Source organism: Kitasatospora purpeofusca, assembly GCF_000718025.1.
In the GTDB taxonomy this organism is placed as follows: domain Bacteria; phylum Actinomycetota; class Actinomycetes; order Streptomycetales; family Streptomycetaceae; genus Kitasatospora; species Kitasatospora purpeofusca.
Map to the genome: position 1 here is coordinate 194,372 of NZ_JODS01000017.1, position 24,889 is coordinate 219,260.

21 protein-coding genes are annotated in these 24,889 nt (G+C 75.5%); 9 read left to right on the top strand and 12 right to left on the bottom strand.

Going from position 1 to position 24,889, the window contains the following annotated elements; all coding sequences use genetic code 11:
- Positions 1-28: 28 nt before the first annotated feature.
- The gene (locus IF01_RS0123635) at positions 29-1,123 is read right to left on the bottom strand and encodes an alpha/beta hydrolase (RefSeq protein WP_051756045.1); all 1,095 of its coding nucleotides are present in this window, start codon (positions 1,121-1,123) and stop codon (positions 29-31) included.
- 241 nt (positions 1,124-1,364) lie between these two features.
- Between IF01_RS0123635 and IF01_RS0123640 the strand changes: the two genes are divergently transcribed.
- From IF01_RS0123640 to IF01_RS0123650, 3 genes are all read left to right on the top strand, one after another.
- Positions 1,365-2,333 (top strand): helix-turn-helix transcriptional regulator, encoded by a 969-nt coding sequence (locus IF01_RS0123640; RefSeq protein WP_030395524.1) that lies wholly within the window; start codon positions 1,365-1,367, stop codon positions 2,331-2,333.
- Positions 2,334-2,437: 104 nt separating this feature from the next.
- On the top strand, positions 2,438-3,520 hold the full coding sequence (locus tag IF01_RS0123645) for an NAD-dependent epimerase/dehydratase family protein (RefSeq protein ID WP_106981232.1): 1,083 nt from the start codon (positions 2,438-2,440) through the stop codon (positions 3,518-3,520).
- Between the two features lie 2 nt (positions 3,521-3,522).
- Positions 3,523-4,479, top strand: coding sequence for an aldo/keto reductase (locus IF01_RS0123650; protein ID WP_051756079.1), 957 nt, complete (start codon positions 3,523-3,525; stop codon positions 4,477-4,479).
- On the opposite strand, the gene IF01_RS0123655 is transcribed toward IF01_RS0123650, so the two are convergent.
- Positions 4,431-5,480: an LLM class flavin-dependent oxidoreductase gene (locus IF01_RS0123655; protein WP_051756048.1), complete on the bottom strand. Its 1,050-nt coding sequence runs from the start codon at positions 5,478-5,480 to the stop codon at positions 4,431-4,433. The genes IF01_RS0123650 and IF01_RS0123655 overlap by 49 nt on opposite strands.
- Positions 5,481-5,548: 68 nt before the next feature.
- Between IF01_RS0123655 and IF01_RS0123660 the strand changes: the two genes are divergently transcribed.
- On the top strand, positions 5,549-6,112 hold the full coding sequence (locus tag IF01_RS0123660) for a GNAT family N-acetyltransferase (protein ID WP_030395528.1): 564 nt from the start codon (positions 5,549-5,551) through the stop codon (positions 6,110-6,112).
- Between the two features lie 35 nt (positions 6,113-6,147).
- On the opposite strand, the gene IF01_RS0123665 is transcribed toward IF01_RS0123660, so the two are convergent.
- The 3 genes from IF01_RS0123665 to IF01_RS0123675 all read right to left on the bottom strand — a co-directional run bounded on the left by IF01_RS0123665 (position 6,148) and on the right by IF01_RS0123675 (position 9,464).
- On the bottom strand, positions 6,148-7,077 hold the full coding sequence (locus tag IF01_RS0123665) for a phosphotransferase family protein (protein WP_030395529.1): 930 nt from the start codon (positions 7,075-7,077) through the stop codon (positions 6,148-6,150).
- Positions 7,078-7,212: 135 nt separating this feature from the next.
- A complete protein-coding gene (locus IF01_RS0123670; protein WP_030395530.1) occupies positions 7,213-8,280 on the bottom strand; it encodes a phosphatidylinositol-specific phospholipase C domain-containing protein in 1,068 nt (355 codons plus the stop codon).
- Between the two features lie 272 nt (positions 8,281-8,552).
- Complete coding sequence (locus IF01_RS0123675) at positions 8,553-9,464, bottom strand: glutaminase (protein ID WP_030395531.1); 912 nt, start codon at positions 9,462-9,464, stop codon at positions 8,553-8,555.
- Between the two features lie 235 nt (positions 9,465-9,699).
- Between IF01_RS0123675 and IF01_RS0123680 the strand changes: the two genes are divergently transcribed.
- Positions 9,700-10,368 carry a hypothetical protein gene (locus IF01_RS0123680; RefSeq protein WP_051740310.1) on the top strand — a complete coding sequence of 223 codons (669 nt, stop codon included), beginning with the start codon at positions 9,700-9,702 and terminating at the stop codon, positions 10,366-10,368.
- A gap of 17 nt (positions 10,369-10,385) precedes the next feature.
- Here the strand turns inward: IF01_RS0123680 and IF01_RS0123685 are convergent, their stop codons facing one another.
- From IF01_RS0123685 to IF01_RS51580, 3 genes are all read right to left on the bottom strand, one after another.
- Positions 10,386-10,964: a hypothetical protein gene (locus tag IF01_RS0123685; protein WP_157855324.1), complete on the bottom strand. Its 579-nt coding sequence runs from the start codon at positions 10,962-10,964 to the stop codon at positions 10,386-10,388.
- A gap of 254 nt (positions 10,965-11,218) precedes the next feature.
- Entirely contained in the window at positions 11,219-12,265 is a 1,047-nt protein-coding gene (locus IF01_RS0123690; protein ID WP_030395534.1) for a cytochrome P450, read from the bottom strand.
- Between the two features lie 135 nt (positions 12,266-12,400).
- Positions 12,401-12,478 (bottom strand): tryptorubin family RiPP precursor, encoded by a 78-nt coding sequence (locus IF01_RS51580; RefSeq protein WP_350540985.1) that lies wholly within the window; start codon positions 12,476-12,478, stop codon positions 12,401-12,403.
- 523 nt (positions 12,479-13,001) lie between these two features.
- Between IF01_RS51580 and IF01_RS0123695 the strand changes: the two genes are divergently transcribed.
- Positions 13,002-14,105, top strand: a complete 1,104-nt coding sequence (locus IF01_RS0123695; protein WP_157855325.1) for a hypothetical protein — start codon at positions 13,002-13,004, stop codon at positions 14,103-14,105.
- Between the two features lie 220 nt (positions 14,106-14,325).
- The gene (locus IF01_RS51120) at positions 14,326-18,129 is read left to right on the top strand and encodes a tetratricopeptide repeat protein (protein ID WP_030395536.1); all 3,804 of its coding nucleotides are present in this window, start codon (positions 14,326-14,328) and stop codon (positions 18,127-18,129) included.
- Positions 18,130-18,195: 66 nt separating this feature from the next.
- Here the strand turns inward: IF01_RS51120 and IF01_RS0123705 are convergent, their stop codons facing one another.
- From IF01_RS0123705 to IF01_RS0123720, 4 genes are all read right to left on the bottom strand, one after another.
- The gene (locus tag IF01_RS0123705) at positions 18,196-19,038 is read right to left on the bottom strand and encodes an inositol monophosphatase family protein (RefSeq protein ID WP_030395537.1); all 843 of its coding nucleotides are present in this window, start codon (positions 19,036-19,038) and stop codon (positions 18,196-18,198) included.
- A gap of 113 nt (positions 19,039-19,151) precedes the next feature.
- Positions 19,152-20,342, bottom strand: a complete 1,191-nt coding sequence (locus tag IF01_RS0123710) for an MFS transporter (protein ID WP_157855326.1) — start codon at positions 20,340-20,342, stop codon at positions 19,152-19,154.
- A 209-nt stretch (positions 20,343-20,551) separates the two neighbouring features.
- Positions 20,552-21,025 carry a DUF3093 family protein gene (locus tag IF01_RS0123715; protein ID WP_030395539.1) on the bottom strand — a complete coding sequence of 158 codons (474 nt, stop codon included), beginning with the start codon at positions 21,023-21,025 and terminating at the stop codon, positions 20,552-20,554.
- Positions 21,026-21,092: 67 nt separating this feature from the next.
- A complete protein-coding gene (locus IF01_RS0123720) occupies positions 21,093-21,494 on the bottom strand; it encodes a Cif family virulence factor (RefSeq protein ID WP_030395540.1) in 402 nt (133 codons plus the stop codon).
- Positions 21,495-21,701: 207 nt separating this feature from the next.
- Here IF01_RS0123720 and IF01_RS49045 point away from each other — a divergent pair, with 207 nt between their 5' ends.
- Together IF01_RS49045 and lanL are read left to right on the top strand one after the other, a co-directional pair.
- Complete coding sequence (locus IF01_RS49045) at positions 21,702-21,869, top strand: SflA family class IV lanthipeptide (protein ID WP_167349769.1); 168 nt, start codon at positions 21,702-21,704, stop codon at positions 21,867-21,869.
- Positions 21,870-21,989: 120 nt separating this feature from the next.
- Entirely contained in the window at positions 21,990-24,836 is a 2,847-nt protein-coding gene (gene lanL, locus IF01_RS0123730) for a class IV lanthionine synthetase LanL (protein ID WP_030395541.1), read from the top strand.
- Positions 24,837-24,889 lie beyond the last annotated feature (53 nt).

Below are 24,889 nucleotides of genomic sequence, written 5' to 3' on the forward strand. Positions count from 1 at the left end.
GCGCCCGGAGCGCTCGTTCCTACGGAGGTCAGGCGGCGAAGGCGGCTTCGAGGCGCGGCACGTAGTCCACGAGGTCCTGGGCCCAGCAGCCGTAGCTGTGGCCGCCGTCGCAGGCGGTGCCCCAGCCCGAGCCGTTGCCGTAGTTCACGTAGCGGTGCGGGATGCCGAGGGCGGTCAGGCGGTCGGTGAAGCGCGTCGCGGTGCCCTCGGCCCAGAACTCCATGCCGGCGGGGTTGCCGTTGCCGTTGCCGGTGTAGACGGCGATGCCGGTGTCGGCCAGCAGTCCGGCGTGGCCGGTCGGGTCGGCGGCGTTCCAGCGCCAGTCGGCGCCGAAGACCGGGTACGGCGTGCCGAAGACCGCGTCGCTGGACACCGTGGGTCCGAAGTCGAAGCCGCAGGGCTGGCCGCCGCTCGGGGCGCACAGCACGGTTCCGGCGTTGGTCAGGGTCCCGACGACGGCGCCGCGGATGACCATCTCGTCGGCCGAGAGGTCGTTGGCGCCGGACATGGTGAGGACCTGGCCGAAGAGGTCCGGGCGGGCCTGGGCGTAGTGCAGCGCGCCGAAGCCGCCCATCGACAGGCCGCCGACCGCGCGGTGCTTCCGGTCGGTGAGGGTGCGGAGGTTCGCGTCGACGAAGGGCACCACATGGGTGAGGTGGAAGGTCTGCCAGTTCTGCGCGCCGGCCGCCGTGCCGCTGTCGAGCCAGTCGGTGTACCAGCCGCGCAGGCCGCCGTCGGGGATGACGGTGATCATCGAGGTGGCCGCGGTCAGGGCGGGGTAGGCGAGGCCCGGGTTGGCGGGGTTGTCCGAGGCGCCGTGCAGGAAGTACAGGACGGGGTACCGCTTGTCGGGGCGGTCCGCGTAGTCGTCCGGCAGCAGGATCCGGATCGTGTGCTCGCCGGCGACCTGCGGGGTGGTCACGGTGAGGACGAAGTTCGTGGCGCTGCCGGTCACGGCGCCGACCCGGGTCAGTCCGAAGCCGTCCTTCATCGGCGGCGGGGCGGGCGCCGCGGCCCGTGCGGACGACACGCCGGGCACGAGGAGCAGGAGGAGGGCGCCGACCAGGGCGGCGACCGCCGTCCTCACGGGTGCGGACCGGGCGGCGGGCGGAGCAGCTGTCATGGGTCGTCCTTGGGCGTGAGGGCGTGAGGGGACGAGTGCGCGAGGGCGCGGCCGTGCGCCGGCCGTCCGGAGGGGACGCCCGGCGAACTGTGCGGACACCGAGCAACTCTCGCGATCCGACCCGGCCGCGCGCCAGAGCGCCCGGCGGCCCGCTTGGGCCACCGGCGCATGTGCGCCACCGGCACGGGTAGGCTTCGACGACTTGTCATATCGCCATGGACATGGCGAAATTGGAGGTCACGTGCTCCACGACGTACTCGATCCCGACTCCGAGCGCGGCCGGATCTACCACCGGCTGATCGGCCGGCCGCAGGCGCGCCTCCCCGACCTCGCGGCGGAGGCCGGGATCGGCGAGGAGGTCCTGCTCGCCCTGCTGCGCGAACTCGCCGACGAGGGCATCGTGGTGGCCTGCGACCACCGGCAGCTCACCTGGGAGGCGCTGCCCCCGGGCCAGGTGGTCGAGGCCGCGCTCCAGCGCGACGCGGCCCGGCGGGCCGACGCGCGCCGGGCCGGGGCCGAACTCGACCGGCTCTACCGGCTCGCCCGCCGCGGTGGCGGCGGCTACGCCGCACTGGAGTTGGTCGAGGACCACGCCGAGGTCCTCGCGGCCGGACGGCGGCTGCAGCTCGCCGCCCGCCGCGAGGTGCGGGTCATCGACGTCCCGCCGTACTCCGGGGACTCCGCGCACTACCTCGACCAGGAGGTGCTGCAACGTCGGCGGATGGCCGCCGGCGTGGTCTACCGCTCGATCTACGGCGGGTGCGCCTTCGACGATCCGGTGGCCGGCCCCAACATGGCGCGGATGATCGAGGCCGGGGAACAGGCCCGGACGCTCGACGAGCCGCCGCTCAAGCTCGCCCTCGGCGACGACGACCTCGCCATCATCACCCTGCCCGCCGACGACCGCCCCGGGGTCGTCTCGCTGCTCGTCCGCCCGTCCAGCCTGCTCGGCGCCCTGGCCGCGGTCTTCGAGACGCTCTGGCGGCTCGCCGTCCCCGCCTCGACCTCCGGCCCCGGGCTCCAGATCGACGACCGGGACCGCCGCATCCTGGTCCTGATGGCCAGCGGGGCCACGGACGACGCGATCGCGCGGCGGCTGGGCCTGGGGCGGCGCACCGTCGTGCGGCGCGTCTCCACCCTGCTGGCCAGACTCGGCGCCACCACCCGTTTCCAGGCCGGGGTGCAGGCGGCGCGGCGCGGCTGGCTCTGACCGCCGTGGGGCGGGCCGACTCGGACCAGTCACCAGTTCAGCTGATGACGCGTTCAGCAGATCGGCAGTTCTGCTGGTGACCGTACGGCGGCAGAGTAATGGCCATGAGCCACTCCGCCACGAGCCACCCCGCAGCACGAGAAGCCTCCGGGAGCACCGCCCCCGCCACTGTCGCCGTCACCGCCGGGGACCGCGTTCCCCGCCGGGTCGCCGTGATCGGCGGGACCAGGTACTTCGGCCGCCACCTGGTCGCCCTGCTGCGCGACGCCGGTACCGAGGTCACCCTGATCAACCGGGGCTCCGCCCCGCCGCCGCCCGGCGTCGACCACGTCCTGGCCGACCGCGACGACGAGGACGCGCTGACCGCCGCCCTCGGCGACCGCACCTTCGACGCCGTGATCGACCAGGTGCTGTACACGCCCGCCCAGGCGGTGGTGGCCCGCCGGGTCTTCGCCGACCGGACCCCGCGGTACGTGATGACCTCGACCATCGAGGTCTACAACCCCGCGACCTCGCCGCTGGTCCGCACCGCGCCCGGGGTGCCGGTCCCCGAGGAGGCCGTCGACCCGGTGCTGTGGCCGGTGGACCTCGACCTGCCGTGGCACGACCAGGCGGCGCTGCTCCGGCACTTCGGCGAGGCCACCGCCTACGCCGAGGGCAAGCGCCAGGCCGAGGCCGTGCTCGCCGCCGGGCGGCCGCCGTTCGGCTGGGCGAGCGTGCGCAGCGCCCACGTCCTGGGCGGCGGGGCGCTGGACTTCACCGGCCGGCTCGCGCACTTCACCGGCGCGGTCGCGGCGGGGCGGCCGGTCGCGGTGCACGAGCACCCGCAGCCGTCCTCGTTCGTCCGGCACGAGGAGATCGCCGCCGCCCTGGTCGCGGTCGCCGCCTCGTCCTCGGTCGGCGCGGTCAACGCCGCCTCGGCGGAAACGCTCGACGCGGTCGGGCTGTCCGAGCTGATCGCCGAGCAGCTGGGGACGACCGCCCGCTTCCGGCCGGCCGAGGGCGCGGACCACGCGCCGTTCTCCTTCGACCGCTGGTACCCGATGGACACCCGGCGGGCCGGAACGCTCGGTCTCGCCTTCTCGCCGCTCGGCTCCTGGCTGCCGGCCGCCGTGGCCGAAGCCATCGCTGCCACCGGAACCGAAGCCGCCCGAGCCCTCGAAACCACCACCGGAAAGGACGTGTGACCGTGCGACAGCGCACCCTCGGCGGGCGGAGCATCGGCGCGATCGGGCTCGGCGCGATGCCGCTCTCGGTGGAGGGGCGCCCCGACCCCGACGCCGCCCTCACCACCCTGCACGCCGCGATCGACGCGGGCGTCACCCTGCTCGACACCGCGGACTCCTACCACTGGCACGCCGGTGAGGCCGGCCACAACGAGCGGCTGATCGCCCGCGCGCTGGCCGCCCGCTCCCCCGCCGACCGGGCGAACGTCCTGGTCGCCACCAAGGGCGGGCGCGGCCGCCCGGGGGACGGCTCGTGGACGGTCGACGGTCGGCCCGAGCACCTCCGGCGGGCCGCCGAGGAGTCGCTGCGCCGCCTCGGCGTGACCGCGATCGACCTCTACCAGCTGCACAAGCCCGACCCCCTGGTGCCCTGGGCGGAGTCGGTGGGAGCCCTGCGCGAACTGCTGGACGCGGGGAAGATCCGCGCGGCGGGCATCTCCAACGTCGACGAACAGCAGATCCTGACGGCACGGGAGATCCTCGGCCCGGGGCTGGTCTCGGTGCAGAACCGGTTCTCCCCGGCCGACCGCGGCTCCCTGCCGCAGCTGCGGCTCGCCGAACGGCTGGGCCTGGCGTTCCTGCCGTGGAGCCCGCTGGGCGGCCTCGCCCGGAGCGTGCTGGACGGTCCGGCGGACGGCGTCCCGGCGCGCACCGCCTTCCACCGCGTCGCCGAGGCACGCGGGGTCTCGCCGCAACAGGTCGGCCTGGCGTGGCTGCTCGCCCTCTCCCCCACCGTCGTCCCGATCCCCGGCGCCCGCCGCCCCGCCAGCATCCGCGACAGCGCGGGGGCGGCCGGGCTCGTCTTCGACGCGAACGAACTCGCGGCCCTGAACGGCCAGTTCGCCGATCTCGCCGACGCGTCCGGCACCGCCTACCCGGCCGCCCCCGCCAGCCCGGCCGCCTCGGCCAGCAGGCGGTAGGAGGTGAGCAGCTCCGCCCGGTCGTAGGTGTTGGTGGTGACCAGGAACTCGTCCGCACCGGTCCGCTCCAGCAAGCCCGTCAGTGCGTCGAAGGCCTGGTCGGGGGTGCCGGCGATGTGGCCGGTGAGGGCCTGTTCGAAGGCGGTGCGCTCACGCGCGCCCATCGACCGGGCCAGGATCTCCTCGGCGGGTTCGAGCGGCGGGAACTCGCCGTGGGTCCGGCTGTAGGCGCTCGCCCAGGCCTCCGGGACGAGCAGCGCCCGGGCCCGGTCCTCGGTCGCGGCCACCGCGACCGTCCCGGACACCACGACGTAGGGCCGCTCCGCACGGGCGGAGGGCCGGAAGCGCTGCCGGTAGCGGTCGATCGCGGCCCGCATCGCCTCCTCGCCCCGCACGGCCGCGATCACCAGCGGCAGCCCGGCGTCGGCGGCGACCTCCGCGCCCGCGCCGGTGGCCAGCACGTACGCGGGGACGTCCAGGCCCTCGGCGGGGCGGGCGTGCACTCCGCCGGGGCCGCGCGCGTCGGGGTCGAACCAGGAGAGGAGTTCGGCGAGTTGCTCCGGGAACCCGTCGGCGGCGTCCTTCTCCCGGCCCAGCGCGCGGCGGACGCCGTCGGTGAAGCCCACCGACCGGCCGAGGCCCATGTCGATCCGGCCTGGGAAGAGCGCCGCCAGCACGCCGAACTGCTCGGCCACGACCAGGGGTTGGTGGTTGGGGAGCATCACCCCGCCGGTGCCGACCCTGATCCGCGAGGTCGCCGCGGCCACCGCCGCCGCCAGCACCGTCGGCGCCGAACCGGCCACGCCCGGCACACCGTGGTGCTCGGAGACCCAGAACCGGTGGTAGCCGAGCCGCTCGGCCTCCACCGCGAAGGCGACGGTGTCCCGCAGCGCCTGCGCGGGCTCCTCCCCCCGGCGGGTCCGGGAACGGTCCAGTACGGAGAGGCGCAGGGCGGGCGAGGCGGTCACATCCGTGGCAACAGCCCTCCGCGGCGGAGGCATTCCCCGGCCGGGCCGCCACCGGGCGAAAACCGTTTGCCGCGCGCGGCCAGGACCGATAGCAATGTGACATGCTACAAACCTCCCGCATCGGGCTCCGCGCCCGCCACGACAGCGACGTCGCGGTACTCCAGAGCGAGCTCTACGACGACGTGCCCACCCGCTCCCGGGCCGACTCCCGGCCCTGGCGGCCGATCTCCCCCGGCGCCGCGGAGTCCCCGTACGCCGTGGCACCGGCCGGGGACGACGCGGCCTGCTTCTCCGTGGTGGAGCTGTCCTCCGGCGAGCTGGCCGGCGAGGCCCTGCTGTGGGGCATCGACACCCACAACCGGGTCGCCCACCTGGGCCTCGCGCTGCGGCCCGGCTTCCGCGGGCGCGGACTGGCGGGCGATGCGGTGCAGTTGCTCTGCCACTACGGCTTCACGGTGCGCGGCCTGCACCGGCTCCAGGTCGAGACGCTGGCCGACAACCTGCCGATGGTCGCGGCCGCGACCCGCGCGGGCTTCGTGGTCGAGGGCACACTGCGCCGGTCGGCCTGGGTGACCGGGGAGTTCCTGGACGAGGTCCTGCTCGGGCTGCTGGCCGAGGACTGGAGCGAGGAGCCGAAGCCCGGAACGCAGGCCGTCCGGGCCTGAGCTCCGACCGCCGCCGCTCCCGTCGGCCGAGTCCGTCAGCCGAGCCCGAACCAGTGCTCGGCGAGCGACTCCAGGGTGTCCACTCCCGGGGGCGGCGGCACCTCCCGCAGGTACCGGGGCAGGTTGCTGTACACGTGCAGCAGCGTCCAGGCCATGGCCGCGCGCGGGTCGACGGCCCGGCCGTACCCGGCCGCGAACCGCGCCATCAGCCCCGGTTCGGCCCGGGTGACGAAGACGCCGACGCCGACGAAGTCGTACGCCCGGTCGCCGATCATCGCGGGCTCGAAGTCGAACAGTCCGGACAGCCGCCCGCCGGCCGGGTCGAACAACAGGTGCTGGCGCATGAACTCGGTGTGCAGCAGCACGCGTTCGGGCTCGCGCGACAGCTCCGCGGCGTCCAGGAAACCGGGGATGCGCTCCAGCCAGGCGTCCGGCAGGCCGCGCTCGCGCTGGCGTCCGACGGCCCCGGCGCGCTGCCGGTCGGTGAAGGCGCCCCAGTCGCCGGGGCCGAGCACATCGGCGAGCGGCCCCGGGTCGAGCGCGTGCAGGGCCGCCAGCGTCTCCCCCGCCTGGACGGCGATCCGCTTCCGTCCGTCGGGCGACAGGTCCGCCCAGGCCGGGGCGAGTTCGGCGCCGCGCAGCCGGGACATCAGCACGTACTGCCAGCCGTTCTCGTACTCGCCGGCGTCGTGCAGCTCCGGTGTCGGCACCGGCAGTCGGCCGCCGACATGGGCGAGCACCCTGGCCTCGGTGCGACCGTCCTCGGCGGCGGCCTTGGGGTAGAGCTTGAGGACCAGCTCCGCGCCGAGGGCGTAGACCGGCTGGGAGCCCTCGGGGAAGCGCTCCGGGGCGGGCAGTCCGCGCAGCCCCAACCGGGCGCAGAGGTCCTCGACCCCCGGGCGCATGACCGCCTCGTCCGGGACGACCGCGTCCCACTGTTCGTCCGTCTCGACCAAAGGCAGCATGCGCCGGACGATAGGCGGCGGACACCCGGGCAGCAACCGGATTTCAGCGGCTCCGGGCCCCTGACCGGCGTGAACGCACGGACCCCGGGGCGGCGGACGCCAGGACGCGGGCGCCGCCGCCCCGGTGAACGCGGATCAGCCGCGCGGCAGGACCAGCGACTGCACGGCGGGGAGCTTACGCCAGTCGCTGGAGACGATGCTCGCGTGGGCGCGGGCCAGCTGCTCGGTGCGGGCGCGGGCCTGGTCGGCGGTGGGGTCGGTGCCGCTGATCGCCGGGGCGACGTTGTGGGCGTCGGTCATCGTCAGCAGGTAGTGGTTGGTGTCGTACCAGGAGGTGTCGATGCCGTTCACATAGGCGGCGGCGTCACCGTCGAAGACCACGAACCACGGCCGGATCGAGGTCTCGCTGTACCGGGTGCGCGGGTCGCCGGCCGCCGCGCCGAGCGCGGTCGGGAACATCCGGGCCTCGCCGATCCGGCCCGCCGCCGCCAGGTCGCGCAGGTAGCGGCCGTACTCGACGTCGGTGTGCAGGGTGTCGAAGGGGTTGTCCAGCTCGACCGTGCCGGGGATCACGTACACCAGCACCCGCCCCGCGAGCGCCGACCGGGTCGGCCAGTTGCCGGCGCGGGCCGCCTCGTCGAGGCTCGGGTAGCTGCCGCCGCCGGGCTTGGCGAGCAGGTCGGCCGGGCGCAGCGCGGCGGAGCCGAGGTGGGCGGCGATCACCGCGTCCAGCTGGGCCGGTCCCATGCCGAGGTTGCCGGAGAAGCCCGGCTTGAGCTCCAGCTTGATCACCAGCGGCCCCGCGGCGGGGTGGGCGGCGAGCCAGACCCGGACGTCGTCGAGGCAGGTGTCCAGGTTCTTGTTGCCGCTGCCGGAGTAGAGCTGGGAGGCCGTGGTGGCGCTGACGCAGTTGTTGCCGTTGCCGAGCGGGTTCGAGTGGCTGACCTTCCACTCCTTGGTGATGGCGTTCGGCCAGGCGTCCAGCTCGATCATGCCGGTGCCGGTGTCGAGGCCCTGGGCGAGGTAGCCGAAGGCGGCCGGGTCGTAGGTGTTGTGCAGGCCGACGGTGGTGGCGGAGCCGAACGGCAGCTCGCCGGGGGTGCGCTCGGCGGCCTCGGCGGCGGAGCCGATCGGCACGAGCGCGGCGGCCGCGGCGAGCAGACCGACGGCGAGGGTGCCGATGAGGGTGCGGCGGACGGTCACGATGGGTGTCCCCTTGTCAGTGCGCCTGAGGGCCGGCGCGCCTTCGGCGGTGGCTTCCGCCGGTGCAGAGCATGACGGGGCCGGCCGTCGGACCGGTGAAGGGGACATAACAAATACGTGACCGTCAGCTGCCGGACCGTCACCGCGCGCTGCGACGGCGGTCCGTCCGGACGGACCGGGCGGGCGCCGGGGTGCGGGGACGGACGCCGGAGCGGGTAAGGCCGACGGCACGGGCGCGGCGGACGGCACGGGCCGGGCGGGTGATGTGCTCATCAGAAGATGGACCAGCCGGTCGCCGTGGTCAGCGCGTCCAGGGCGGCCACGCCGAGCACCGAGTTCCCGGCCGCGTCCAGCCCGGGGCTCCAGGTGCAGACCGTGCCCCGGCCGGGCAGCACCGCCAGGACGCCGCCGCCGACCCCGCTCTTGCCGGGCAGGCCGACCCGGTAGGCGAACTCGCCGGCCGCGTCGTAGGTGCCGCAGGTGAGCAGCACGGCGTTGATCCGCTTGGCCTCGCTGCGCGACAGCAGCCGCGACCCGTCGGCGCGCACGCCGTGGCGGGCGAGGAAGAGGCCGGACAGGGCCAGGTCGCGGCAGTTCGTCTCGATCGCGCAGTGCGCGTAGTAGTGCGCGAGCACCTCCTCGACCGGATTGCGCAGATTGCCGTAGCCGGCCATGAAGTGCGCCATCGCGGCGTTGCGGTGGCCGTGCTCGGCCTCGGAGGCGGCGACCGCGCGGTTCACCGCGACGGCCGGGTCCCCGGACTCCGCGCGCAGGAAGTCCAGGACGGAGCCGACCGCGTCGCCGGTGAGCTCCAGCAGGCGGTCGGTGACCACGAGGGCGCCCGCGTTGATGAAGGGGTTGCGCGGGATGCCGTGCTCGGTCTCCAGCTGGACCAGCGAGTTGAACGGGTTGCCGGAGGGCTCGCGGCCCACGCCGCTCCACAGGCCGTCACCGCCCTCGGCCAGCGCGAGCGCGAGGGTGAAGAGCTTGGACACCGACTGGACGGAGAACGGCTGCAGCCAGTCCCCCGCGCCGAACACCCGGCCGTCCACGGTCGCGATCGCCATCCCGAAGGCCGTCGGGTCGGCCTCGGCCAGTGCCGGGATGTAGTCGGCGACCCGGCCGCGCAGCGGCGAGCGCACGGCCGCCGCCATGGCGTCCCGGACCAGCTCCTGGTAGTCCACGCCCGGGTCCGACGGCTGCTGCGGGCCGTGCGCGCGGGGCGGGTCGATCGCGTCGTTCACCGCGCCATTGTCCTCGTCGCGGGTCCGCCCTCCGCAGGCGGGGTCCGATCGGGGTGTCGCCGGGGTGTCGCCCGGGGCGCCGCACGGGTCGCGCCGGGCTGGCCCGGGGGTTTCGTCCGGGGTGTCCGAGGTCTGTGGCAGGCTGTCCGCCATCCGACGGAGGGGGACGACGATCATGCACAGGCCGAGCCGGCCCGAGGACCTCGACGACGCCGGGCAGGTGTGGGCGCGCGCCGTGCTGCTCGCCCTGCTGGACGCCGCCCAGGGGAACCGCGAGCACTGGCTGGACGAGCAGGGTGTGTGGAGCGAGAACGGCGGCGGCTCCTTCTGGTGGCGCCTCACCCTGGTCGACGACGGCCACGCGGTGTTCTGCGGCCAGGACTCCGACGGCAGCCACACCCACGTCGACGGCCGGCAGATCGACTTCCTGGCCGGCGGTCCGGAGTGGCTGCCCTGGGAGCAGTTGCGCGAGGACGCCCAGGGGAACCTGTTCGGCTTCCTCTACTGGTGGCAGGACGGCGCCTGGCACCGGATCCCCTACCCGGACGCCCTGGCCGAGGACGGTCTGGCCGCCGCCGCGCCGTGGCTGGGGTCCGAGCAGTTGTTCCTCACCGAGGCGGCGGAGCTGGCGTGGGTGCTGCGCGAGGACGGGCCGGCCTTCGCCGCCGCCGTGACGCGCTTCCTGCGCCGCGCCGAGGAGCGCACCGTCGACGCCGGCGCGGTGGCGGAACTGCTCGCGGCCGCCGGTGTCGGGGACGACGACCGCGAGGTGCTGCGCTTCGAACCGGCACTGGACGTCGCCGTCCGGGCCGGGCTCACCCGGCACGCGCCGGTGCCCGGCTGACGGGTGCCCGACGCGACTCAGGGGCAGCGCACGTCGGTGCCCCGCACGCCGACGAGGCCGTCGTTGAACGCCGCGCCGTCCTGGTACTCGTAGTACACGTAGGAGTAGAAGTCGACATTGAGCCCGTCGCCGCAGGCCGAGTCGGGCGCAACGGCGTACGTGAGGGTGAAGCTGGTACTGGCGCCCGGGGCCAGGGGCAGCGCGTAGAGGGCACCCCAGGCACCGGACTGCGGGTTTCCGCAGGGAGATGTCACCGGCGAGCCGTTGCACGCGGTGGCCGCGTACTTGAGCCCCTGGTACGACACGTCGGTGAAGGTGTCGTAGCTCTGCTGGACGGTCTGGAAGACGAACCGGATCGGGGTGTCGTGGGGGTTGGTGAGGGTCACGGTCACGGTGAACGAGCCGCCGGGCGGCGTCGTGGCCCGGTCGCTCACCGAGGTCACCGGGATCGGCAGGGCGGCCGTCCGGGCGGCGGCGCGATGGGCCGGGGCGGCTTGGACCGGGGCGGCATGGGCCGGTACGGCCGCGAGCAGCGGACCGGCGAGGAGAAGGGGCAGCACTGCGCGCACGGCGCGCTTCCACGATGTCAGGCGCATGACGACGCAGCGTAGGGGCCGGGGCCGCGGCCGAGGCCGCCCTCGGGGCGCGACCGTACCGATGGACGAGCGGCCGACGGACGGACCGGCCCACCGCACTCGCGTTCGAGCGCGGCCGGGCGGCGGCGGGCGTACGCTGCGGTGCCCCGTCCGTCGCCCGGCCGCCGTCGTCCCGTCAGCCGCCCCGGCCGCCACCCTTTTCACTCGCCCCCCGGCGAGCACCCGCCTGTGCCGCCGACCCGCCGGCGGTCGGGTCAGCGGCGGACCATGCGCACCCCGGCGACCTCCAGCAGACCGTCCAGCTCGACCTTGCCGACCTGCTGGTCCGGGCTGGGCACCAGGCCGTCCCGGCGGACGATGTCGAGGATCCGCTCGGCCAGCGGCAGCACCATGTGGCGTCCCCAGCAGCGTTCACTGGCGTGCCCGAACGGCAGGTAGCCGGGCTGGTTGTCGGGGTCGAGGCCCTTCCATCGCTCCGGCCGGAAGGTCTCCGGGTCGTCCCACAGCCGTGGGTCGCGGTGGCTCAGCAGCGGAAGCAGCAGCAGGTCGTCCTTGGGTCCGATCCGCCCGTCCACGGCGCCGAACTCCGGGGAGGCGACGCGCAGGATGTTCCAGGAGGGCGGCAGCAGCCGCAGTGCCTCCAGCAGGATGTCCCGGTTCGGTACGTCGTCGTCGAACGGCGCGCCCAGCCAGACCGCATTGGTCACGAGCGCGGCCACGGTGAAGCAGATCGGACCGGCCACCCGTCGGTAGAGGTACATCGCGTAGCGACGGTCTTCGTAGGTCTCGGCGTCCAGCACCCGGGCCGCCAGATTCGACAGCGGAATTTCGGTACCCGGCTTTCCGAGCATCGCGGTACCGGCCGTGACGGCCATCCAGGTCAATTTGGGTGTGAGTTCCAGGCGGCGGTCGACCAGGATCCGGAAGCGGAAGCTCTCCTCCCCGAAAACCAGGTCCCGCAAATAGATGTGCGGGGTGTGCGGCCATTTCCCGGCGAGATCCGTCCGGTCGCCCAGCGGCTTCTTCAGCGCCGTCCGGACGTCGGCCGACACGGCCTGCATGAGTGCCGCCGCGTCGGGCTTGGTGACGAGCCGCCCCCGCACGGGCTTGAAGGTCGGCCGCTCCTCGGCATTGGCCGGCCTGCTGCTCAGCAGCCCGTCCATGAGGTCGACCCCGGACACGCCGACGGTGTCCGCCTCCAGACGGAAGAGGTCCTGACCTCGGTACTTGTTGAGGAGTTCGTCGATCCGCGGCGCGAAGACGGTGACGCGGGCGCTCCGCCCGGTGCTGGAAATGGCCATCCGTGGCTCCAAGGGTGAACGGCTGTGGTGACAGGGGCCCGCCCTCGGCGCACGGCCCGCTCGCGGCGAGCTGGCCGTGCCCGGCGGGTCCGCTCGGGACCCGCCGGGCACGCTTCCGGCAACGGACCGCCGGAATTAGATCCAGCCGTACCAGGCGTAGGCCTTCAGGCTCTTCTCCGGCATGACCTTCTTCACGAAGTGAACGAGCTTCATGACAGCACCTCCATGTCTCAGAAAACGATGACGAACAACATTCCGGCGAGCGGCGCCCGGAGCGAACTCCTAGGAATTTCGGGTTCCGTTTGCCCCCCGCTGCAACGAGTGAATACCGGCCGCAAATCACGGTCAAGTGTGACGCAGGTCACTCCGACGAACGCCCGGTCGGGCGGTTTGACGCCCCGCCGGCGAGCCCCGGCGATGTTGACGCGAGCGCGACAGTGCTGGTCAGCGCCACGTCCGGCCGGTGGCTGCCAGGTGAACGGCACGCTCCCGTCGAGGGTCCACCGGGGGGCCGAACGCCCCAACGGAACGTTCGGTCTGCCTCATGGGGCATCGCGACTGCCCGGTCGTGGCACCGGGGCCGCCGCACCGGGGCGGCCCGACCCGCCGCCGGAGGCAGACCGGCGGGCCGCCGCCGCCGCGATTCCCCCCGCCCGACCCGTGGTTGAGCCCCGCCCACGCGCGTACCCTCGGTCGCGAGGGCAGGACTCCGAAGCCTGGGGGGCGACGAGTGGCTGTGGGACTACTGGTGGGCTTCGCGCTGGGCTGCCTGGTGACGGCAGCAACCCTGTGGCGCCTGACTTTGTCGGCCGCCCGGAAGGCCGCAGGTTCGGCAGCCAGGGCAGAAGCCGCCGCCCTGAGCGCTGCCCGATCCGACGCCGCCCCCGTCACCACCGTCGCCGCGACACCGGCGGCCGCCCCCGTACCCGCAACGGCACCCGCCGTCGCCGTCGCGAAACCCGCTGTCGCGGAAGCCGTCGTCGTCGTCGTCGCGAAACCCAACGCCGCAAAACACACCACCGCGAAACCCACCCCGCGCGTCGAAGCGGCCGGCCCCGCCCCGACACCGCCGCGCCCCCGGTCCACCACCGACTCCGCACCCGCGCCCGTCCTCCCGCCCGCCGAGGACGGCCTCCCCCGGCTGCGCCCCGCCTCCGGGCCCAGCGACAAGCGGGGTCCGGTCCCCCGGCGGCAGGCCGGTGAACGGTTCCACTTCTCCGGACGGTGCGGGGAGCGAGAGGCCGAGTACGAGTTCCCCATCGAGTGGCCGGAGGGTGCCATCACCGTGGCGCAGATCGAGGTCTCGACGAAGGGCTACCTCAGCATCAGGCCCATGACCAGGACGCTCGACCGCGTCGAGTCGCACTCCTCCCTCATCTACCTCAGCTCCTCCGACAAACGGAAGGGCGTGCGCACCGTACTGACGCACGACTTCACCCACCTCCTGGTCGACTCCCGCGGCATCGGCGAGTGGTCCGTCCGGCTCTACGGCTCCGACGAGATCGACGAGTTGACCGGCACCGTGGAGGGCTACGGCTCCACCGTCCTGGCCGTCCGCCAGAACCTCCCGGTCAGTTGCGTCATCCACGTCAAATCGTCCTCCTGGTCCGCCGAGTTCATCTGCGCCTGCGGACGGATCCCCGAGTCCTTCGGGAGATGCGGGTGCCCGATCCCGCCCGGAGTGCCCAGCAGCCCGCCCCTGGGCGCCTGGGAGTCGGGCGAGGCGATGCGGACACTGCTGTTCCCGAGAGCCGGCGTACTCAAGGTGAGGACCAGCGAGCCGTCCGACCCGTGGCGCCTGGAAGTCCGCCCGTACGCCGGCAAGCCCAAGACCCGCTGACCGGCGGGCCCGCCGGCCCCCGGCCCGCCGCCCACTCCCCTGCGACCGGTGCCGCCGGTGCCGCCCGGAATCCGCAGGTCGGACCGAGCCGGAACGCCCTCTCCGACGGATCGTTACCCGCTCTTTGCGACCGGACGCGCGGGTACGGCGACGGCGCCGCTACCCTGTGCTCCGCAGCGGAACGACCGCCCGGCCGTTTCCGCTCTCGCTGGGGGCGATTGTGGTCGAACGTCTGGTGGTGGACCTCCACGCCGACGGCCGGATGCTGGTGACGGAACAGCCGTCCGGGGACGAGTCCCCGCCGCCCGCCGTCGACGCCGGATGGCTGCGCCGGCCCCTGGCCGACGCGCCGATGGAGAGCCTGCGCTGGTACCTGGAGGAGTACCTGCGAACCCCGCTCGGCGCCTACGGCGAGCGCGGTCCGCAGATCGCCCGGCAACTCCCCGACTGGGGCGCGCGGGTGTTCTCCGCACTGTTCGGCACCGGACCGGGCCGGGACGCCTACCTCCGGGCCCGCGGCCGCAGCAGCGGCGGGCTGGAGATCGTGCTGCGCTCGGGCTCCCTGCAGTTGCTCGCCCTCCCCTGGGAGTTGATGACGGACCCGGACCGTCCGGTGCCGCTGGTACTGGACGATGTCGTACTGAGCCGCCGGACACCGGACACGGAGGACGGGGGCAGCCACGGCCTCGGGCTCCCCGGGACCGGCGCGTCCCGGCTGCGGGTGCTGCTGGTCGTCACCGCCCCCGACGACCCGGCCCGCCCCGGCCACCGGATCCTCGCCCCGACACTGCTGCGGCGACTGCGCGCGGAACACGGCACGGTCGAACCCACCGTCCTGCGCCCGCCGACGACGGAACATCTGGCCGAGGTGCTGCACCGGGCCCGGGAGGAGGGCCGGCCGTTCCATGTCGTCCACTTCGACGGGCCCGGTCCGACCGACGTGCCGGCCACGGTCCCCGTCCCGCTGGTGGTCCTGACCACCGGCCGCTCCGCCCCCGAGCCCGGACTGCCGGAGGCCGTGGCCGCGTCCCGGCTGCTCCGGGAGGGCGCGCACGCCGTGCTCGCGCTGCCGTACCACCTCGACACGCCGGCCGCCGCCGGGTTCCTGGCCACCTGCTACGAGCGGCTCCGCACCGGCGAGCCGGTGACCCTGGCCGTGGCCGCAGGGCGCCGCCGACTCGCCACGCAGGACCGACGCACCTCCCCCAGGGGCCCACTGCCGCTGGCCGACTGGACGGTCCCGGTCCTGTACAGCCGGCCCGGGGCGGCACTGCCCGGACCGGACGCCGCCCCAGCGGTACAGGTGGCGGCCGCGCACGAGGCGACCGGGGCCACGGCAACAGCGAAGCCCTCGGACCACCATGACGAGCTCGCGCCCGACGGCGGGTTCGTCGGGCGGGACGGTCTGCTGCTCGGCCTCGACGCCGCGACGCGGTCGCACCGGGTGGTCCTCCTCCACGGTGCCGCCGGCATCGGCAAGACCGAGCTGGCCAAGGCGTTCGGCCGCTGGTGCCGGGAGACCGGCGCGGTGGACGGGCCGGACGCGGTGGTGCTGCACCCCTTCGAACCGGGCACGGCCGGGCCCGCCGCGGCCGGGGTGGTCGAGCGGATCGGCCGCCGGCTGTTCGCCCCCGAGGAGTTCGACCCGCTCCCGCCCGCCGAGCGCCGGGCGGCCGTCGAACAGGCGCTGGCCACCCGCCGCCTGCTGCTGATCTGGGACGGCGTCGACTCCCTGGCCGCGGATCCCGGGGCGGCGGACGAGGAGCGCGCCGGACTCCGGGCCCTGCTCGACCTGGTCGCCCGGCAGGGGAGCAGCACCGTCCTGCTCACCGGCCGCACCCGTGAGGACTGGCTCGGCACGGCGGCACTGCGGATCGAGGTGCCGGGCCTCGACCCGGGCGAGACCGTCGAGTACGCCGAGCAGCTGCTCGGCCCCTCCGCCGACACCCCCTGCTCCCCCGACACCGTCCGCCGACGCGGGCTGCGGGTGTTCGGCGAACTGCTGGAGTGGCTGGGCGGGCACCCGCTGGCCATGCGGCTCGCGCTGTCCTCGCTCGACGCCCACGAGCCGTGGCAGACGCTGGACACCCTGGTGCGCGGCGCGGCCGCGCTGCCGGACGCCCCCGCCGACGCGGACCGGCTCCCCGCCGCCGAGGCCGTTCCGGCGGCGCTCGCGGTGAGCACCGCCTACGCGCTGGCCCGCCTCGGCGCGGCCGACCGCCGGGCACTGACGGCCGTCTCGCTCGTGCACGGGGTCGCCGACGCCACCGTGCTGGCCCTGCTGTCCCGCCATCCGCTCGCGCCCGAACGCTTCCGGGGCCTCGGCACCGAGGACTGGCAGCGGCTGCTGCTGCGGGCGGCGGAGCTCGGTCTGCTGACACCCTGCGGCCGCACCTCCCACCGGGTCCACCCGACGGTCGCCGCCCAGCTGGACGCCGGGTGGCGCGCGTCCGGGCCCGGCTTCGCCGAACAGCACGAGGCCGGGCTGCAGGCCCTGCTCGGCGCCCAGGTCAACTTCTGTCTGCTGCTCACCCGCGAACTGCACAACGGCAGCGCCGAGTTCGCCCTGACCGCGCTCGACCTCCAGCGGCCGACGGTCGGCGCGATGCTCGCCCGGGCCCTCGACCGGGGCCTGTGGCTGCAGGCGCTGGCGCTCGTCCGTCCGCTGCACGACCACTGGAACGCCCGGGGCACGGACCTGGAGGCCCGGCACTGGGTCGACCGGGTGCGGCTCGCCGTGGAGGAGCCCGACGGCACCCCGCCCGTCCTCGACAGCCCGGCCGGGTCCCTGTGGCTGTACGTGGTCGGCGCCGACGCCCGGCGGCTGCTGCGGCAGGGCGCGGTGGACGGGGCCGAGCGCGCCCTCCAGGAGATCCATCGCGCCGCCGAACTGCACCCGCCCGGTGCCGAGCAGCTCGACGAGCTGGCCGACTGCCACCAGCGGCTCGGCGGGATCGCCGTCGACCGGGGCGACTTCGGCGAGGCCGAGGAGTGGTACCTGCGCTCGCAGGCCCTGCTGGAGCGGCTCGGGGACGTGGACGGCCTCGCGATCGGCCAGCACCAGCTGGGGGTGATCGCGCACCGGCTGGGCCGGCCGGACGAGGCCGAGCGGCGGACCCGGCAGGCCCTGGAGGTCTTCGAGCGCCTGGGCGAGACCGGCCGGGCGGCCGCCTGCCACCACCGGCTCGGCGTCCTGGCCGAGGAGCAGGGCCGCTTCGAGGACGCCCACGGGTGCTTCGCGCAGGCGCTGGCGGTCGTTCGCGCGACGGCCGTCGGTACGGCGGCCGACCTGTCCGTCACGGCGGAGCTCCACCACCGGCTCGCCGCCGTAGCGGCCGAGCTGGGCCGGCTCGACGAGGCGGAGGACTGGTGCGAGCGGGCACTGGACCTCGCCGAGGAGTCGGGCAGCCGGGCCGGCGCCGCCGACGCCCACCACCGGCTCGGTGTGCTGGCCACGGCGCGGGAGCGGTTCGCGGAGGCCGAGGCCCGGCACCGCAAGGCGGTGGAGATCCGGCAGGACCTCGGCGACCTGGCCGGCACGGCGGCCGGCGAGCACCAGCTCGGCCTGGTGGCGGCCCGGCGCGGGGATCTCGCCGAGGCGGAGCGCCGCCACGCCCGGGCACTGGCGCTCCGGGAGGAGCTGGGCGACCGGGCCGGGGTCTCGGCCGGGTACCACCAGCTCGGGCTGACCGCCCAGGCGGGCGGCCGGGCGGCGGAGGCCGAGGCCCGGTACCGCAAGGCGCTGGACGTCTCGCACCGGATCGGCGACACGCCCGGACTGGCGCGCACCTTCGGGCAGTTCGGGCTGTTCGCGGCGGAGCAGGGGCGGCCCCGGGAGGCGATGGAGTGGCTGGTCCGCAGCATCACCGCCTTCGAGGAGTTCCCGCACCCGGCGACCTGGCCGAGCGTGGTCGGCCTGCGTCGGCTGGCGGTCGACCTCGGCCCCCGTGCCGTCGAGCGCGCCTGGCGCTCGGTCACCGGCCGCCGGCTCCCGGACGCCGTCCGGGACCAGGTCGCCGACTGACCCCGGGGCCGGGCCGAGGCGGTCACTGGCGGACGCGGTCCCTGGCGGACGCGGTCGCCGGCCGGGCTACTCGGCCGGGGCCTCGCCCAGCAGGAGGCCCCGGATCCGGGTCAGGGTCGCCGCGTCGCGGGCCGTGGTGAAGGGAAGGGCGTTGCCGCCGGCGAGGCGGAACGGCGCGCCGGTGAGGGTGGCGTGGGCGCCGCCCGCCTCGGCGACCAGGAGCAGCCCGGCCGCGTGGTCCCAGGCGTTCTCCCAGGCGAACACCGTGGCGTCGACGGCGCCCCGGGCGATCGCCAGGTACTCCAGCCCCGCCGAGCCCGCGCACGGCCGGGTGCGCACGCCCTCGGCGCGCAGACCCAGCAGCGCGCGCTTGTGGACGGGCGTGGTGAAGCGGGGGTGGGAGGCCGCGATCTCCAGCGGGGCCCCGGCCGCGGGCGGGCCGGCCCACAGCGGGACGCCGTCCAGGTGGGCGCCGCCGCCCCGCAGGGCCGTCGCCATCTCGTCGCGGACCGGCGAGTAGGTCCAGGAGGCCAGCAGCTCGCCCCGGTGCGCGAGCGCGACCAGGGTGCAGAAGCCCTCGTCGCCGCGGACGAAGGTACGGGTCCCGTCGATCGGGTCCACGATCCAGACCGGCCGGTCACCGCCCAGCTCCGCGTAGAGGCCCGGGTCCGCGTCGACCGCCTCCTCCCCCACCACGACCGAACCGGGGAGCAGCTCGGTGAGCGCGGCCGTCAGGTGGGCCTCCGCGCCCCGGTCGGCGACCGTGACCAGGTCGTGCGGGCCCTTCTTCTCGGCCACCTGGTCGGCGGTCAGCGAGCGGAAACGCGGCATGATCTCGGCAGCCGCCGCCCGCCGGACCGCTTCCCCCACCGGGCCCAGGCACTCCGCGGCGAAACCTTCGTCGATCATCCGTCCATCACACCACAGATGCGGGCACCCCAGCTCCAACCGAACAAACGGACGGGGTGAGCGCCGGCGCAGTGCCCGCCCCGCACCGGCGCACTCCCCCGCCCCGCACCCGCTCAGCCCTCCGCGTCGAGCGTTCGAGCTGCCTTCCGGGCCTGCTGAGCCTGCTCGGCCTGCCTGGGCGCGTACCAGGTCAGCAGGGAGGCCAGCGCCAGCACCGCCGCCAACCCCGCGACGCCGCACAGGGCGGCCCGGAGGCCGACCGAGGAGGCGGTGAGGCCGACCGCGGCAGGCCCGAACAGGCAGCCGCCGTAGCCGATCGAGGCGACCACCGCCACCGCGGACGAGCGGGCCTCGGGGCGGGCCTGCTCCCCTGCCAGCGAGAGGATCGTGGGCGTGCACACCGAGATGCCCAGACCGGCCACGACGAGCGCCGCCAGCATCGACCGCACGCCCGGCGCCAGCGCGGCGCCCAGGGTGCCGACGGCCGCCACCGCCGCCCCCAGGGCGAGCAGCTGCCGCTGCGGCAGGCGGGCGGTGAGACCGTGCCCGGCCAGGCGGCCGACCGCGGCGGCGGCGGCGAACACCACCGGACCGGCGGCGGCCGCGCCGGAACCGGTGTGGAAGACCGAGCGCAGCATCACCGCACTCCAGCTCTGCCAGGCGTTCTCGACCAGGTACGCGAGGCCGCACAGCGCCCCGAGGACCAGCAGCGGCCGGTCCGTGACGCCGGACCGCCGGTGGGTCCGGCGGGACGCGCCCGACGGCGGACCCGCCGGGCCGGGGAACCCGACCACCACGGCCGCGCCGGCCAGCAGCACGGTGGTCACCAGCAGCACCCGGTCCACCGCGAGGTCGCGCTCCAGGGCGAGACCGGCGCCGAGGGCACCGAGCACCACGCAGGCGGAGAAGCAGGCGTGGGCGGCGTTCATCAGCCGGCCCGAGCGGCTCTCCTCCTCGCTCGCCAGCGTGTTGATCCCGACGTCGACGGCCCCGGACGCCGCGCCCAGCACGGCGAGCGCCGCCATCAGCGCCCTCGCCCCGTGCGCGAGCCCGGGCAGTACGGCGGCGGCCGCCATCAGCAGGAGGATCACCGCGACGGCCGAACGGCCGAAGCGGTCCACGGCCGCTCCCGCCGGACGCATCGAACCGAGGGCGCCGAGTCCGATCATCAGCACGGCGACGCCCAGTTCAGCGTTGCCGACCCCGGCCTGCCGCTGGACCTCCGGGATCAGTGCACCCCAGGCACCCCAGAACACCCCGAACGCACCGAACCCCACCAGCACCTGTACTCGCACCAGAACCACCAGTCCCATCCGTCACTGACGGACAGGGCCATTCCCACCGCTGCGCCCCCGCAGCACACACCCCCCAGGGCGCCAAAGAGCGCGCCCCCAGCGCGTCCGGCGCCGAAGGTGCTGCCGTTCCGGCGCGGGCGCCGGGGCGGACGCCGGGGCGGGCGGGCGCGGGCGCCGGGGCGGGCGGGCGCGGGCGCCCGCGCCGGCCGGAGTGGCCGTCAGCGGCCGTGGGAGGCCGGGGCGGTGCAGTGGTCGCGCGCCTCGGCGAGCGCGGCGGCCAGGGCGGCCGGGCGGCGGGTGGAGAGGTAGACGTAGGGGCAGAGCAGGGAGGGCTCGGCGACCTCCACCCGGACCGCGCAGGGGAGGTAGGTGCGGATGAGGAGCCGGGCCCGGGGGCTCGCCAGCCGGGTGCGCCAGGCGAAGGCGGCGGCCTGGTCGAGGACCTCGACCGCGCCCGCGTGCTCGCCCCGCAGCACGATCCGACCGGCCACCAGAACACCGTCGCACACCCGGATCCGCGCGCCGCCGTACCAGCCGAACGCCGGCGCGAGCGCCATCAGCAGCACGGTGCCGGCGGCGACGGCGAACAGCGGGGAGAGCGGGAGCAGCGCCGCCGCGAGCGCGGCGGCGGCCACCAGCGCGGCCAGCCACCAGCGCAGCGGGACGGAGAGTCGTTCGTCGTAGATCACCACACCCGGGATGTTGCCATGCCGTCGGCCGACCGCCGACCCCGGGCAGGTGAGGTCGGGTCGGATCGGCTCAGGTGCGGTCGTGCCAGGAGAAGGCCGTGATCCGCCAGCCCTCCGGGGTCCGCACGAACTGGATCGTCTTCGTCCCGCCGCCCTCGTAGGGCTTGCCGTCGAAGAGGCCGTACTTGCGGTACTCGCCGAAGCGCGACGCGACGTCACCCTCGATCTCGGTCCGCTCGGAGGTCTCCCACTCCGAGAAGCCGACCAGCCGCCCCTCCGGTGCCAGCAGCCGTTCGCGCGGCTCGATGAACTCCTCGACGGAGTAGACCGTGAAGGCCGGAGCGGTGGTGACGATCACCCCCTGCGGGAGCATCAGGCGGCGCAGCCGGGCCACATCGGCACCGCGGCCGTCCCGGTTGTCGAACGCTCCGAAGAACTCGGCGGTCAGCTGGTCGATTTCGGCCTTGGACATGATCCGACCGTAGCACCGGGAGCCACGCGGATCACCCCTCTGGCGCAATGTCACACACCACACCGGGCCGAATCCTCCGTCCCGGGACCGCACGTCCAGGTGTCGCGCATGTGATGATGCCGCGCCCCTATGGTGAACACGGGTGAATCGCTAGCATGACCGTGCCGTCGAACAGGAATCCGCCAACCCGCATGGGAGGAAGCACTCATGAGCGCTCAGGTCCTGGACATCCGCGACGCAGGCCTGCTGGACATCGACGAGGACACCATCACCTTCGAGGACGAGTTCGCCGCCGACCTCACCCCGGTGGCGTGCCTCGCCGACCCGTGGGTCACCTATGTCCCCACCCGTTTCGAGTGTGGTTTCGACTCCTGATCCCCGCCGGGCGGTCGGAGTAGCAGCGGCGACCGCCGGGCAGCCCGGCCCGGCGGTCGCACCGGCCCCGCGCACACGAGGGCGCGGGTGGGGCGGACCCCGGGAAGGGAGCGGCGGAGCATGGCGGCAGCGGCTGCGGGCGGGGAGCCCGACGACGGACCGGCGGGGGACGTACGGTCCCGACTGGCCGCCCACCTCGCGGCACCGCCCGGCGCCCTGCGGCGACTGCACAGCGGCGACGGCTGGCTCTACCTCCAGGACCCGCGGATGCCCGAACTCGGCCACGGCTGGAAGCTCCACCTCTCGTCCCGGCCCGACCACCTGCCCGACCTGGTCGACCTCGTCCTCCCCGTCCTGCTCGGCCGCACCTGCGACGCCAAGTTCGCCGCCTCCACCGCCGTCCTGCACCAGCTCAACTCCGGGCTCCGCGGCCCCGCCGGCGTCGGCAAGGCCGTCACGGTCTACCCGGCGCCCGAGGAGGCCGCGCCGCTGGCCGCGGAACTGGCCGGGGTGCTGGCGGGCCGCACCGGTCCGCGCGTGGTCAGCGACCGACGGCTGCGGTTGGACGCCCCGGTCTACTACCGCTACGGCCCGTTCCGGGTCTCCGGCGAGGACCCCGACCTCGTCATGACCGGCCCCGACGGCCGGACCTTCCCGGGGCTGGCGAAGTCCTCCTACCGCCAACCGCCCTGGGCGGCGGACCCGTTCACGGCGTCCGGCCCGACCACCGACCAGGCCGCCGACCCGGCCCGGCCCCCGTCGCCGTCACCGTCACCGTCGCAGTCCCCGTCTCCGTCTCCGTCTCCGACCACCCGGATCGGCGACGGCCGCTACCGGATCACCGCCGGGATCACCCGCTCCCCGAACGGGCACGTCTACCGCGCGGTGGAGGTCGCCGGCGGGCGGGAGGTGGTGGTCAAGCAGGCCCGCGCCTTCGTCGCCGAGGACCGGACCGGCACCGACGCCCGCGGCCGGCTCCGGCACGAACGGCGGGTACTGGCCGCGCTGGCCGGCGTGCCCGGAGTGCCCGACCTCGTCGACTACTTCCGGCACGGCGAGGACGAGTACCTGGTGAGCACCGCCCGCGGACCGCGCGACCTCCGCCGCGCCGTGCTCGAAGCCGGCCCGTACGACGTCCTCGGCGACCGGGCGCCCGCCACCGCGCCTGCCACCGCGCACGGAGCCGCCACGGCGCCGGGCCGCGACTGGTGGGCCCTGGCCCGGGACCTGCTCGCGATCCTGGACGCCGTGCACGCGCGCGGCGTGGTCGTCCACGACCTCAAGCCCGCCAACGTGGTGCTGAACGCCGCGGGCGGCTGCTCGCTCGTCGACTTCGGTGTCAGTTCGCTGACCGGCGAGCGGCCGGAGGGCACCACCCTCGGCTACGGCCTGCCCGCCACCGCCGGGCCGGACCCCGCCGGACCCCGACCCACCGCCGATTACTACGGGTTGGGCGCCACCCTGCACTGGGCCGCCACCGGCCTGGACCCCGTGGTGATCGACCCGGACCCGGCCGTCAACCGCGAGCGCACCCTCGCCTGCCTCGCCGGCGCACTGCCCACGCGGGCCACTCCCCCCACCCGGCCCGGCCTGCCCGGCAGGTCCGCGGACGCGGCGGTCGCCCTGGTCGCCGGGTTGCTGAGCCTGGACGCCGAGGAGCGGTCGGCGGCGGCCGCCGACCTGCGGCGGGTCCCGGCCGAGCCCGACGCCCGACCGGCCGCGCCCGGGCCCCGGCCCGCGACACCGGCGCAACCGCCCCGGACCACCCACCGGCCGCCGGTGGTGACGGCGGACCTGCTCGACCGGGCCGTCCGGCACACCCTCGACCGCAGCGTCCGGATGGCCCACGACCTAGTCGACGGCCGACCCTCCACCTCCCCCGGCACGGGCCGCCCGTCCCGCCCGCGCACCCTGCTCTCCCGCTACGACGGCGCCGCCGGCCTCGGCCTCGAACTGCTCCAGCACCCGGACCGGCCGGAGGTCCGCGAAGCGGCCGCCGCACTCGCCCGGTGGACCGCCGCCCACCCCGCCCTCGGCCGGCTCGGCCCGGGCCTGTACGACGGCCGCGCCGGGGTCGACCTCTTCCTCGCCCAGGCGGCCCACCTGCTCGGCACCGAACCCGTGGGCCCCGAACCCGTCGGCACCGGGGCCGCACCGCTCTCCCCGGACCTCCCCACCGAACTCCCGGCCGACCTCCCCGCCGACCAGGTGTCCGGCGCCGCCGGCCTCGGCACCGCCCGGCTGCTGCTGGCCCGGCTGGCCCGCGCCGACGGCCGCCCCGAGGAGGCCGAACGGCACACGGCCGTCGCGGCCGCCTGCGCCCGCCGGCTCACCGACGGCCGCCCCACCGATCCCCGGGAGGCCCCGAATCCCGGCACCGCCGCGCTCGTCGAGGGCTTCGCCCACGGCCGGGCCGGCCTCGCGCACTTCCTCCTCGCCCTGCCCGGCGCCGACGGTGCGGCGGCGGAGGCCGCCAGGCGCCTGGTCGACGGCCTGGCCGAGGACGTCCCCCGGCTCGCGACCGCGGCTCGCACCCCCGGTGCGACCCGCCGCTACGGCTCCTGGTGCCGCGGTCTGGCCGGCCTCGGAGCGGTCCTGCTCCAGGCCGGACGGCTGTACGGCGAGCCGGCCCTCGTCACCCGCGCCGCCGAGGCCGCGGCCGCCGCCCTCGTACCGGCCCCGCGCACGGGCCCCGTCGGCCAGTGCTGCGGCCTCGCCGGCATCGGCGAACTGCTGGTCGACCTGGCCGTGGCCACCGGCGACGCACGCCACTGGCGCTCCGCCGAGGAGGTCGCGGGCCTGATCCTGGCCCGCGCCGGCGGCCCGTACGGCCGCCCGCTGCTGCCCGGCGCCGACCCATCGACGGAGTCCGCCTCCTGGGCCGCCGGAACCCCCGGGGTGCTCGGCTTCCTGCGTCGGCTCAACCGACGGGGCGGGCCGCGCCCCGGCACCCTGTTCCCGGCCTGACGGCCCCCGCCCGACGCAGGCCCCCCGCCTCCCCCGCCCGACGGCCGGGGCAG

Coding starts and splice junctions, on each gene's coding strand:
- IF01_RS0123665 (WP_030395529.1), bottom strand. CDS start 7,077: ATGCTGCCTTTGGTCGAGACGGACGAACAGTGGGACGCGGTCGTCCCG.
- IF01_RS0123680 (WP_051740310.1), top strand. CDS start 9,700: ATGCACAGGCCGAGCCGGCCCGAGGACCTCGACGACGCCGGGCAGGTG.
- IF01_RS0123720 (WP_030395540.1), bottom strand. CDS start 21,494: ATGTCCAAGGCCGAAATCGACCAGCTGACCGCCGAGTTCTTCGGAGCG.
- IF01_RS0123645 (WP_106981232.1), top strand. CDS start 2,438: ATGAGCCACTCCGCCACGAGCCACCCCGCAGCACGAGAAGCCTCCGGG.
- IF01_RS51580 (WP_350540985.1), bottom strand. CDS start 12,478: ATGAAGCTCGTTCACTTCGTGAAGAAGGTCATGCCGGAGAAGAGCCTG.
- IF01_RS0123655 (WP_051756048.1), bottom strand. CDS start 5,480: ATGCCTCCGCCGCGGAGGGCTGTTGCCACGGATGTGACCGCCTCGCCC.
- IF01_RS0123635 (WP_051756045.1), bottom strand. CDS start 1,123: ATGACAGCTGCTCCGCCCGCCGCCCGGTCCGCACCCGTGAGGACGGCG.
- IF01_RS49045 (WP_167349769.1), top strand. CDS start 21,702: ATGAGCGCTCAGGTCCTGGACATCCGCGACGCAGGCCTGCTGGACATC.
- IF01_RS0123690 (WP_030395534.1), bottom strand. CDS start 12,265: ATGGCCATTTCCAGCACCGGGCGGAGCGCCCGCGTCACCGTCTTCGCG.
- IF01_RS0123660 (WP_030395528.1), top strand. CDS start 5,549: ATGCTACAAACCTCCCGCATCGGGCTCCGCGCCCGCCACGACAGCGAC.
- lanL (WP_030395541.1), top strand. CDS start 21,990: ATGGCGGCAGCGGCTGCGGGCGGGGAGCCCGACGACGGACCGGCGGGG.
- IF01_RS0123685 (WP_157855324.1), bottom strand. CDS start 10,964: ATGCGCCTGACATCGTGGAAGCGCGCCGTGCGCGCAGTGCTGCCCCTT.
- IF01_RS0123705 (WP_030395537.1), bottom strand. CDS start 19,038: ATGATCGACGAAGGTTTCGCCGCGGAGTGCCTGGGCCCGGTGGGGGAA.